The 4,344-nt window shown below is 26.2% G+C and carries 4 protein-coding genes; 1 reads left to right on the top strand and 3 read right to left on the bottom strand.

Annotation, left to right across the window (positions count from 1 at the left end):
• The first annotated feature begins 178 nt into the window (after nucleotides 1–178).
• Nucleotides 179–631: a staygreen family protein gene (locus KGF42_RS18745; protein WP_054275457.1), complete on the top strand. Its 453-nt coding sequence runs from the start codon at nucleotides 179–181 to the stop codon at nucleotides 629–631.
• Nucleotides 632–788: 157 nt separating this feature from the next.
• Here the strand turns inward: KGF42_RS18745 and KGF42_RS18740 are convergent, their stop codons facing one another.
• The 3 genes from KGF42_RS18740 to KGF42_RS18730 form a co-directional block, all read right to left on the bottom strand.
• Complete coding sequence (locus KGF42_RS18740) at nucleotides 789–1,406, bottom strand: DUF488 family protein (RefSeq protein ID WP_054275458.1); 618 nt, start codon at nucleotides 1,404–1,406, stop codon at nucleotides 789–791.
• A gap of 333 nt (nucleotides 1,407–1,739) precedes the next feature.
• Complete coding sequence (locus KGF42_RS18735) at nucleotides 1,740–2,552, bottom strand: MerR family transcriptional regulator (RefSeq protein WP_227826877.1); 813 nt, start codon at nucleotides 2,550–2,552, stop codon at nucleotides 1,740–1,742.
• An 81-nt stretch (nucleotides 2,553–2,633) separates the two neighbouring features.
• Nucleotides 2,634–4,046 carry a potassium/proton antiporter gene (locus tag KGF42_RS18730; RefSeq protein WP_227820911.1) on the bottom strand — a complete coding sequence of 471 codons (1,413 nt, stop codon included), beginning with the start codon at nucleotides 4,044–4,046 and terminating at the stop codon, nucleotides 2,634–2,636.
• Nucleotides 4,047–4,344 lie beyond the last annotated feature (298 nt).

Genomic DNA, 4,344 nt, shown 5'->3' with positions numbered 1-4,344 from the left:
CTATTGTGTAGCAATAACAATAAGCATATCTTAATATATTTATCTATTTTCTATAATATTATTTAATTATTCAAAACTTAACTATTTCTTCAATATATAAAATCTTATACCATATATGTAACAAAATCACATCAATTTAAATATTGTATTTTATAGACTAATTTTAGGATGTGATAATTTGGTTAATTTAAATGCAAATAATCTAAATGTAAATATGGTTTATCCTATTTCTTCCACAGCACCCATACGTTTCAGAAGATATACTGTTTCATATTTAGAAAACATGGAAAATATTTATTTAACTATAGCAACATACTTTGATACAATTGGTTTAGGTACAATGAATATCGACAAAGTTTATGGTCAATGGGCTTGGTTCATTGATAATATATATGACTTGAATCTATTTGTTTTTGTAGGAAATTATCCTTATCAAATTGCTAAAAATAGATATGACACATTTGTAGATATTTTACCAGTAGCTATTACTTCTATTGTCAATGGAGATAGAATATTTTTAGCTTCAAATCCTTGTTTATTGAATTCAAAAATTACAGTTAGATTTATATCCAGCCATCCTACGCTTAATAGAACAGTTGATTATGGCAGTATTAGAGATTTTATTTTTTAACACTATAACATGATGTGCTATTAAAAAACACCATAAATTTAATGGTATTATTAAATAGTTATAATATTTTTAGTTAGCACATCATGTCTATCTATTACAAATTCATAATATTATTTTAGTTAAGATAAATATTATATGTTTAGTTACTTATATATTCTTATTTACCTATCTTCTCGGTTCTATATCCTATTTCTTTATTGGCTAACTTATATCCTTCCTGTATCATTTCTTCTCTTGTTAATGCACTACCTAATAAATTATCAATGCTCAATTGTTTTCTATCACTAAAATACTTGTCTAACAATGATTCTTCTATGTCTTCCTGATATGCTAAATTTCCTTCATGCATTATATATTTTACATTAAATCCCTCTTCATTTAATACTTTTCCCACCAAAATACTTCTGTGGCATCTTATAGGTTCTTGCATAGCACCCAATAAGACTATCTTATAACCCATTTGACATCCTTTTTTTAATCTTTCTATTCCTTTTAAAAATATATCTTCATTTGCCACCTTCTCAAAATCTGCATAACCTTCTTGTGTATATACATTTTTATTGGCTCTTTTTGCTCCAAATTCTTTTCCCATGTATATATATACAAATCCAGAATTTCTAAGAGATTCGTTGAATACCTCTCTATTGTATTGAATATTATATTTAGAATATGGAGTTTCTCTAATGTCAACTACACAATTTATATTATATTTTTTTATCATATTAATAAGCTTATCAAATGGATAGTTTGAGTGTCCTATTGCGAATATTTCCATGAAAATACCTCCTATTCTTTAAAATCAGTATCTATTTATATATACCCGATTTATTTAAAAACAAATAAAGCATTACTTTAAATACTTTATATAGGTTTTAATTGATACTTTATATTTTTCTACTTTATATCCTTAACGAAAATATACAACTTTATATATAAAATATCAATATTTATGTATATTTTGTATATTAAATACAATTATTTATAAATTTTTTAATAAAAATTCATAAATAAGACATTTCTAGTGGATTCTAAGAATAAAAAAAGAAGCTCTATCTCATTAATTAGATAAAGCTTCTTTTTTTATTCTTATTTATACTTTGTAAACCTATTATAATGCACGTTTCACTGGTATCTGAACTTCTGTTAGCCAATCTTCTTCATGCTCTTTATTCCATATACCATCTATATAAGATTCTCTAGGATTTCCAATCACTTCATATTTATTATCCTCTATCCATTTAAATGCATCTGCATAAGTTTTTCCTAATGTTGAATATGGACCATTGTGTAATATACAAACTGCATTTTCGATTTCATCTAATTCTTTGAATTTTAATATATCTGTGTCTTCTTTTAAGCCATTTATAGCTTGACACATCTCAACATCCATATTGGTCTCTCTATATTCGCCATCATGATATATATTGAAACAATAATCTGGAACTGCACATTCACACCCCGTTTTCATCATTTCTTCAGCCATTACATTTGGAAATAAATTGAAAAGTTCATCATACCCCTTTAATACTTTTCTCATAGAAGCAACTTTAACTTTTGGTAAAGACTTAATAATTACATCATTCATATTGACTTCTTCTTTCAAATTCATAAGGTAGTTACGTAGTTTAATAAGCTTATATTCTTCACTTTTAATTACATCTAACATTTCTTTTTCTTTATTCATTAAAATATTTTCAACCTCTTCAGGATTTTCTACAGCTTTTTTTATATCAGCTAACGATAAACCCATTTGTTTTAAAGTTATTATCTGATGTAATTTAGGTAATTGCTCAGTTGCATAGTACCTATATTTTGTAAATTCATCTACATATTCTGGTTTTAACAAGCCTATATCTTCATAATACCTTAATGTCTTTGTAGTTATTTTATTTATTTTAGAAAACATTCCTATAGAAAACATCTCATCACCTGCGCATTAGATTTGATTAATTTAAGTTTAAACCTTCCCCTTAGGTTAAAGTCAATACAAAATAAATTATAATTATATTAATTCTTCAATTCTATCTCCACTCAATACCAATATATCCCCTGCTTTTATTACAGTTGAACCTTTAGGTACTAAAACCTGCTCATTTCGTTTTATCATAACTATTAATATATCTTCTGGTATATTAGAGTCTATTATACTCTTATTTGCCCACTTGCTACTCTCATCAACATTTACTTCTATAAGCTTAGAGCTAATTTCTCCATCATAATCATTAAATGTTTTTAATACAGGTGTATTATCATCAACTAAGTCCAGTTTTTTGGCTACAGTTGGTATCAATGTACCTTGTATACCTACTGAAAGTAACGCTATAAAAAATATTATATGAAATATGTCATTTTCTATGATTACGCCTTGAGTAACTGCATGAATTGCAAAAACTACTGATGCAGCACCCCTAAGACCTACCCATGATATGAATAATTTTTCTTTATTTGAGAATTTAAATTTTGCCAGAACTATGAATGTTGCTAATGGTCTTGCAATAACTATCATGAATATAGATATGCCCATTGCTATACCAAATACATTTGGTAACTTGGAAGGGAAAGATAACAATCCTAACATAAAAAATAACATTATTTGCATAATCCATGAAATTCCATCAAAGAAATGAACCAAACTTTTTTTAAGAGGTATCTTACTATTTCCTATAATAATACCTGAAATATAAACACTTAAATATCCATTTCCTCCAATATACTCGCTAAATGCATAAGAAAGTATTGCAATAGCTGTTATAAATATAGCATAAAACCCTTCTATCTCGAAGTTTGAATTTCTTAAAATATAAACAGACAATTTTGCTAGTACAAATCCTATAGCTAGCCCAAAAGCTATTTGTTTTATTACCATTGGTACAATAAGTTCTACCCCAGAATTATTCATCAATGTCAAAATAATTAGTGTTAACATATATGCTATTGGGTCATTACTTCCACTTTCAACTTCCAATAATGAGGCAAGAGAACCTTTTAAGTTTAGTTTTTGAGAACGTAATACGGCAAATACAGATGCTGCATCTGTTGAAGCTGCTATTGCTCCAATTAGCAAACCTTCAAATAAACTAGTTCCTATTACCATATGACAAAAGATACCTGTGACACCTGCTGTAATTATTACACCTAATGAGGACATTAATATAGAAGGTATTGCAACGGGTCTAGCCATATTCCAATTTGTTCCAAATCCCCCAAAAAACATTATAAATATTAGCCCAATAGAACATAATTGTTTTGTTAATTCATAGTTGTCAAAATAAATTCCAACCATTCCATCAGACCCAAATAACATCCCTAATAGTATAAAAATTAATAATATTGGTACTCCAAATTTATATAATACCTTGCTAGAGGTTATACAAATCAATAGCACTAATCCACTTATAATCATCAATTCTGTCATAGCATCAACTCCATTTCATATAAATTTTGTAGATTAATTTATATCTACAATTTTATTACTTGTTCAAATATAACATTACATAAGTTTTATAAGTTATGGTTTATAAAGTACAATAAAAATTTCACAATACATTAAAGTATGAGCATTATACTTAAATTTATATATTTATTTTAATTCTATTCATTTAGTATTTATAATTTGAATTTTTTTTAATTAATATTTCATTTTTCAATTGATTGTTTAATATATTTCATTTTTTTATAGTAATTTTATATAATAAGAAATCTAAAAATAACAA

It is taken from the genome of Clostridioides sp. ZZV15-6383 (genome assembly GCF_020657735.1).
Lineage (GTDB): Bacteria > Bacillota > Clostridia > Peptostreptococcales > Peptostreptococcaceae > Clostridioides > Clostridioides difficile_D.
Note: the sequence above shows the minus strand (reverse complement) of the source record. Positions and strands in the feature narration are given on the sequence as shown.

Excerpts from the sequence above, each read along its gene's own strand:
- KGF42_RS18740 (WP_054275458.1), bottom strand. The coding sequence starts at position 1,406 with ATGGAAATATTCGCAATAGGACACTCAAACTATCCATTTGATAAGCTT.
- KGF42_RS18735 (WP_227826877.1), bottom strand. The coding sequence starts at position 2,552 with ATGTTTTCTATAGGAATGTTTTCTAAAATAAATAAAATAACTACAAAG.
- KGF42_RS18730 (WP_227820911.1), bottom strand. The coding sequence starts at position 4,046 with ATGACAGAATTGATGATTATAAGTGGATTAGTGCTATTGATTTGTATA.